General features: G+C 73.7%; 5 protein-coding genes and 1 pseudogene. 4 read left to right on the plus strand and 2 right to left on the minus strand.

From position 1 onward, the window contains the following. Positions 1-196: 196 nt before the first annotated feature. Complete coding sequence (locus tag ABD339_RS32915) at positions 197-853, plus strand: trimeric intracellular cation channel family protein (RefSeq protein WP_425576167.1); 657 nt, start codon at positions 197-199, stop codon at positions 851-853. Positions 854-877: 24 nt separating this feature from the next. Here the strand turns inward: ABD339_RS32915 and ABD339_RS32920 are convergent, their stop codons facing one another. Then, a complete protein-coding gene (locus ABD339_RS32920) occupies positions 878-2,296 on the minus strand; it encodes an aldehyde dehydrogenase family protein (RefSeq protein WP_344570854.1) in 1,419 nt (472 codons plus the stop codon). A gap of 316 nt (positions 2,297-2,612) precedes the next feature. Here ABD339_RS32920 and ABD339_RS32925 point away from each other — a divergent pair, with 316 nt between their 5' ends. The 3 genes from ABD339_RS32925 (at position 2,613) to ABD339_RS32935 (ending at position 5,727) form a co-directional block, all read left to right on the plus strand. Next, on the plus strand, positions 2,613-3,488 hold the full coding sequence (locus ABD339_RS32925; protein WP_344570855.1) for a thioesterase family protein: 876 nt from the start codon (positions 2,613-2,615) through the stop codon (positions 3,486-3,488). Between the two features lie 219 nt (positions 3,489-3,707). Next, complete coding sequence (locus tag ABD339_RS32930; protein ID WP_344570856.1) at positions 3,708-4,184, plus strand: Dps family protein; 477 nt, start codon at positions 3,708-3,710, stop codon at positions 4,182-4,184. A gap of 352 nt (positions 4,185-4,536) precedes the next feature. Next, positions 4,537-5,727, plus strand: coding sequence for a cysteine desulfurase family protein (locus tag ABD339_RS32935; RefSeq protein WP_344570857.1), 1,191 nt, complete (start codon positions 4,537-4,539; stop codon positions 5,725-5,727). Positions 5,728-5,880: 153 nt separating this feature from the next. Here the strand turns inward: ABD339_RS32935 and ABD339_RS32940 are convergent. Continuing rightward, positions 5,881-6,000 (minus strand): annotated as a pseudogene (locus ABD339_RS32940) (DUF4232 domain-containing protein); the annotation flags it as partial.

The following is a 6,000-nucleotide window of genomic DNA, read 5'->3' on the forward strand; positions in this document are numbered from 1 at the left end:
CCTCGCGAGGCGGAGGAGCTTCCTCGTACCGGGCGTACCCGGATGCTCCGACAACGCGGCGAGGTGCCGTAGCCGTCGTCGCGGACCCGCGACGATCCACACGAGAGACCCTTGGGTCTCTCGTTTGGATCGCGGGTCGGGCCGATAGCAGGCCCGGCCCGCGAGCGCGGTTCCACGTCCCGGTACAAAGGTGCTCGTGGACACCGTCTTCAGCCCGCCTCTCCAGCACTGGCTGGACCTGGTCGGCATCTTCGTCTTCGCGATCTCCGGCGCTCTCCTGGCCGTCCGCCGCAACTTCGACGTCTTCGGGATCGCCGTCCTCGCCGAGGTCACCGGCCTCGGCGGCGGGCTGTTCCGGGACGTGGTGATCGGCGCCGTACCCCCGGCCGCTTTCACCGACCTGGGCTACTTCCTGATGCCGCTGGTCGCCACCGCGCTGGTCTTCTTCCTCCACCCGGAGGTCGAGCGGATCAACAAGGCGGTCAGTGTCTTCGACGCCGCGGGCCTCGGACTCTTCTGCGTGACCGGCACCCTCAAGGCCCACGAGTACGGCCTCGGGCTGACCTCGTCCGTGGTGATGGGACTGGCCACCGCGGCCGGCGGCGGTGTGCTGCGGGACGTGCTCGCCAACGAGGTGCCCTCGCTGCTGCGCTGGGACCGCGAGATCTACGCCGTACCGGCCGTCATCGGCTCCAGCGCCGTCGCGCTGCTCATCCACCTGGACGCCGTACGCCCCGCGACGGCGGTGGGCGCCGCGGTGCTCGCGTTCGTGCTGCGGCTGCTGGCCCTGCGCTACAACTGGCGCGCCCCGCGCGCCTGGCACCGCCGCAGCGCGCGCCCCGACGCGGAGTAGCCCGGCCGGGCCCCACGGCGCGGCTCAGAACGGGAACTCGCTGCGCCCGTACTGCACCGACAGCCAGCGCACCGTGGTGAACGCCTCCAGCGTCCCGGGCCCCGCCATCGGCTCGTCGGGCACGCCCGAACCGTTGATCTGCGCCGTGCCCCCCACCAGCCGTCGCGCCAGCGCCACCCCCCGGCGCGTATCGCGCGTGTGCACCGCCGTGCCGCGCCCGTGCGGGATGCACCGGGCCAGCCGCACCGCCTCGTCCTCGTCCTTGAACGGCAGCACGACGGCGACCGGGCCGTGCACCTCCTGGCGCAGCACCGGGGCGTTCTCGGGGACCTCGGCCAACACCGTGGGCCGCAGCACCGCGCCACTGGCCCCGCCGGGCGTCAGCGCGACAGCGCCGTCGGCGACGGCCTGCGCGGCCAGCGCCTGGGCCGACTCGGCCTGGGCCGGGCTGATCAGCGGGCCGATGCGGGTGGCCGGGGCGCGCGGGTCGCCCGCGGACAGGGCCGCGGCCCGCGCCGCGAACTCGCGGGTGAACTCCCGCTCGACGGCCCGGTCCACCAGCACCCGGCTGGCCGGGGCGCCGCCGCCCTGACCCTGGTGCACGAAGCGGCTGAAGCACGCGGCCTCCGCCGCGCGGGCCACATCCGCGTCATCCAGCACCACGAAGGCGCCGCCGCCGCTGATGTCGAGCACGGCGCGCTTGAAGTGGCTCGCCACGATGGCCGTCACCTCGCGGCCGGTGCGCTCGGATCCCGCGTAGGCGATGACGCTGGGGACGGGGTGGGTCAGCAGCGCGTCGCCGATCTCGGCGATGTCGGTGATGACGACGTTCAGCACCCCGCCCGGCAGACCGGCCTCCTCCAACAGGTGGGCCAGCAGCGCGCCGCCGGTGACCGGGGTGCTCTGGTGCGGCTTGAGGACCACCGCGTTGCCCACCGCCAGCGCGGGCGCCACGGTGGCCAGGCCGCGCAGAAAGGGGTGGTGGAACGGGCTGATGGCGCCGACGACGCCCACCGGCTCCCGCAGGACGTGGTTCTCCTTGCCCGGAACGGGGGACGGCGGCAGGCACTCGGCGGGACCGACAGCCAGCGCGCCCGCGTCGCGCAGGCACTCGCGGGCCAGGCGCAGTTCGAACTCGGCCCGCGCGCGGGGCGCGCCCGTCTCGGTGGTGAGCGCGTCGGCCAGCGCCTCCTGCCGCTCCTCGATCAGTCGCACCACCCGCTCCAGGACCTCACGGCGGGCGAAGCCGCTGGTCGCGGCCCAGTCGGGCTGGGCGCGCGCCGCGGCGGTGTAGGCGGCGTCGATCTCGGCCGCGGCGGCGACGGTGATCGAGGTGAGCTTCTGGCCGGTGTACGGATCGAAGTCGACGATGTCCCAGGAGCCGGTGCCGGAGCGCCACTCGCCGTCGATGTGCTGGAGGGCGAGGTCCGCGAAGTACGACATGGCTGCTGGCTCCCTTTCGCTGGCCGGAACACAAGTTAACGACGGACAAGGTCCGTTGGAGAAGGGGTCCCCGCATATGAGAGGAGGCCCTCCGGCGCGCCCCCGCTGTGCGCCGGGTCCGGGGCGGCGGCCGGATGGCGGCCGGACGGCGGTACTGGCGGGTCCGGGCCGCTGTCCGGCGGGCCCGGGCGGCGGCCACCGACGTCGGTCCGCCGACGCTGGTCACCGACGCTGGTCACCGACGCCGGAGCGGCGGCCCGGGCAGCAGGTCAGGGACTCTTACCCATGAGTAACCCCCCGGTGTACGGTTCCTGGCATGTTCGACGCTCCTTCTGACGCACCAGTCCGGCCCCGGGGTTCCCAGGGCGCCGTCCGCACCGCCCCGGGCGGCGAGTTCGACCGCGACACCGCGGTGCGCCGACGGGCCGACGGTGCCTGGGAGGCGGACCTGTCGCCGGGCTGGGCGATAGGCAAGGCCCTCAACGGCGGCTACCTGCTCGCCGTAGTGGGCCGCGCCCTGCGCGGGGCACTTCCGCATCCCGATCCGTTCACGATCACCGCGCACTACCTGACCGCCACCACGGCGGGATCCGCGCTCGTGCGCACCAGCCCCGCCCGGGTGGGCCGCACCGTCTCCACCGCCTCGGCCGGGCTCTACCAGACCGACGAGCACGGCGAGGAGGTCGAGCGCATCCGCGCACTGGCCACCTACGGCGACCTCGACGCGCTCCCCGCCGAGGTGCGCACCGGCGCCGAACCGCCCGCGATGCCGCCGCGCGAGCGGTGCTTCTCGGCGACCGACCACCCCGGCGGCGCGACGGCCGTGCCCGAGATGGCGCACCGGCTCGATCTGCGGCTCGACCCGGACACCATCGGCTGGGCACTGGGCGCCCCCAGCATGCGCGGCGAGATGCGCGCCTGGCTCGGCCTGGCCGACGGCCGGGAGCCCGACCCCCTCGCCCTGCTGATGGCGGTGGACGCGCTGCCGCCCACCGCCTTCGACCTGGGCCTGACCGGCTGGGTGCCCACGGTGGAGCTGACGGTCCACGTCCGTGCCCGCCCCGCCCCCGGCCCCCTGCGCGTCTCGATCGTCACCCGCAACCTGGCCGGCGGCTACCTGGAGGAGGACACGGAGGTCTGGGACACCGCGGACCGCCTGGTCGCCCAGTCCCGCCAGCTCGCCCGCACCTAGGCGCCGATGGGTGGGGGCTGTGCCTCCCGGGATGTGTCCGGGAGGCGTCCCGGACACATCCCGGGTGCATGAGGTGCGCGCGGCGGGGGACCCGTCGGAGCGGCACAGGGCGAGGGGTCGGAAGACTCCAGCACCCCCTCCGGCGCGAAGTGTCCCTTTTCGCCCTGTGTGAGTACGTTGGAGGGGAGAAGTTGCTGTCCGAGAGAGAGCGAGCACAAGGTGACGTACGCAGTGAAGAGCACTCTTCCGGAGGAGGACCTCAAGACCGTCGGTGAGGCGCTCCAGGGCACGCTGCTGGATCTCATCGACCTCTCACTGGTCGCCAAGCAGATCCACTGGAACGTGGTCGGCCCCCGGTTCCGGTCCGTCCACCTCCAGCTCGACGAGGTCGTCGACACCGCCCGCAGCTACTCCGACACCGTGGCCGAGCGCGCCTCGGCCCTCGGCATCTCGCCGGACGGACGTGCCTCGACCGTCGCGAACGGCAGCGCCATCTCCACGGTCAAGGACGGCTGGCAGCCCGACACCGACGCGGTGCGCACCATGGTCGAGGCGCTGGAGTCCGTGATCACCAAGGCGCGGGAGCGGATGAAGGCCGTGGGGCCCGTCGATCCGGTGACCGAGGACGTCTTCATCCAGCTCACCGGAGACCTGGAGAAGGAACACTGGATGTTCCAGGCCGAGAACGGTCGTTGAGCCGCCGGGTGGGGACACCTGGCGGGGCCCCCGAGCGCGGCTGACCCGCGCCGCATTCCCGCAGAACCCCGTGAACCCCCGGCTGAAGCGCGAACTCCGGCCGAATTCCGCCGAGCCGCCGCTGAACCGACCCGCAGGGCCCGCCCCCGGGCCCCGGGCGGCCCCGGCGGCTTCGGCATGTTCAGGGGACATCCTTCAGGGGGCATCCCGGAGTCGGCCGCTGTCGGAGCCCGGGCGCGGGGAGGGGCGGGTGAGCCGGAAGCGGGAGCGTCCGGGGCGGACAGGGCCGCCGGAGGTTCCGCTTCCACGCGCCGGTCGTGCGCCCCGGGGCGGCCCGTAGAATCGGGGAACCATGGCTGACACCGCCCACTCCGCCTACCTCGATCACGCCGCCACCACTCCCATGTGGCCCGAAGCGGTGCGGACGATGACCGAACAGCTCCAAATCGTCGGCAACGCGTCCTCCCTGCACGGTGCCGGGCGCCGGGCCCGCCGCACGGTCGAGGAATCCCGCGAGTCCCTCGCCGCCTCCCTCGGAGCCCGCCCCAGCGAGGTCGTCTTCACCGGCGGCGGCACGGAGGCGGACAACCTGGCCGTCAAGGGGCTGTTCTGGGCGCGCAAAGAGCAGTCCGGCGGCGCCCGCACGCGCGTCCTGGCCGGCCCCGTCGAGCACCATGCCGTCCTCGACGCCGTCGAATGGCTGGCCACGCACGAGGGGGCCGACATCGAGTGGCTCCCGGTGGACGTCCACGGGCGGGTGCACCCCGACGCGCTGCGCGAGGCCATAGCACGAAACCCCGCCGACGTCGCGCTGGCCACCGTCATGTGGGCCAACAACGAGATCGGCACCATCACGGACGTACGGGGCCTGGCCGAGGTCGCCCGGGAGTTCGATGTGCCGCTGCACTCGGACGCGGTGCAGGCGTTCGGCCTGCTGGAGACCGACTTCGCCGACTCCGGACTGGCCGCGATGACCGTCACCGGCCACAAGAGCGGCGGCCCCTACGGGGTGGGCGCCCTGCTGCTGGGGCGCGAGTACACGCCCGTCCCGCTGCTGCACGGCGGCGGCCAGGAGCGCCATGTGCGCTCCGGCACGCTGGACACCCCCGCCATCGCCGCCTTCGCCACGGCGGGCAGGCTGGCCGTCGAGCGGCGCGAGGACTTCGTACGCGAAGTCGGCGCGCTGCGGGACGCGCTGGTGAACGCCGTCACCCGCGCTGTACCGGACGCGATCCTCAACGGCGACCCGGACCCGGCCGGCCGCCTCGCGGGCAACGCCCACTTCTCCTTCCCCGGCTGCGAGGGCGACTCCCTCCTCCTGCTGCTGGACGCACAGGGCATCCAGTGCTCGACGGGCTCCGCGTGCACGGCCGGCGTCGCCCAGCCCAGTCACGTGCTGCTGGCCACCGGCAGCGATCCCGAACTGGCGCGGGGCACTCTGCGCTTCTCGCTGGGCCACACCTCTACCAAGGCCGACGTGGAGGCGCTCGCCGAGGCCATCGGTCCGGTGGTGGAACGAGCCCGCAGCGCCGGCCTGAGCTGAGTCGGCGCTGATCTGAGCCGACGCTGAGCTGAGCCGACCGGAGATAGCCTGAGCGGGTCCGATGGGGGGCCGCATATGGCGACGGCCGCATCGCGTTTGTCGCGCGGTGCGGCCGTCGGTAGGTGTGTGGCTGCGGGTGGTGTGTGGTGGTGGTCAGCCGACGCTGATGATGTTGACGAAGGTGCCGGGGCGGGTGGCGCCGGACTGGTCGAGGAGGGAGCCGCCGTAGGGCCACTTGAGGGTGACGTGGGTGGTCTCGTCGGGCGGGGTGAG

It is taken from the genome of Streptomyces axinellae (assembly GCF_039532135.1).
GTDB classification, from domain to species: Bacteria; Actinomycetota; Actinomycetes; order Streptomycetales; family Streptomycetaceae; genus Streptomyces; species Streptomyces axinellae.

Bases quoted from the DNA above. Each gene is read 5' to 3' on its own strand.
- ABD339_RS32920 (WP_344570854.1), bottom strand. From the start codon at position 2,296: ATGTCGTACTTCGCGGACCTCGCCCTCCAGCACATCGACGGCGAGTGG.
- ABD339_RS32925 (WP_344570855.1), top strand. From the start codon at position 2,613: ATGTTCGACGCTCCTTCTGACGCACCAGTCCGGCCCCGGGGTTCCCAG.
- ABD339_RS32935 (WP_344570857.1), top strand. From the start codon at position 4,537: ATGGCTGACACCGCCCACTCCGCCTACCTCGATCACGCCGCCACCACT.